1 protein-coding gene is annotated in these 230 nt (G+C 41.3%); it reads left to right on the top strand.

The window, feature by feature from the left end; all coding sequences use genetic code 11:
- Window positions 1–230: dihydrodipicolinate synthase family protein (locus AOA60_RS00120; RefSeq protein WP_143522299.1), on the top strand; the 230-nt coding region annotated here is incomplete at both ends.

Below are 230 nucleotides of genomic sequence, written 5' to 3' on the forward strand. Positions count from 1 at the left end.
GCGACAAAGCTACCTGTTCTTTTATACAATTTTCCAGCGCTCACTGGACAGGACCTCTCGGCAGATTTCGTTCTAAAGCTTGTTCAAGCCCATAAGAATATCGTGGGAATTAAAGAAACGGTGAATGACATTGGACATGTGAGAGAGATGATTCAAAAGGTGAAAGGTTATAATCCAGATTTCAGCGTCCTCTGCGGATTTGAAGATTTACTTATTAATACGCTGAGCCT

This window comes from Pseudomonas sp. 2822-17, assembly GCF_002742485.1.
GTDB classification, from domain to species: Bacteria; Pseudomonadota; Gammaproteobacteria; order Pseudomonadales; family Pseudomonadaceae; genus Aquipseudomonas; species Aquipseudomonas cyclaminis.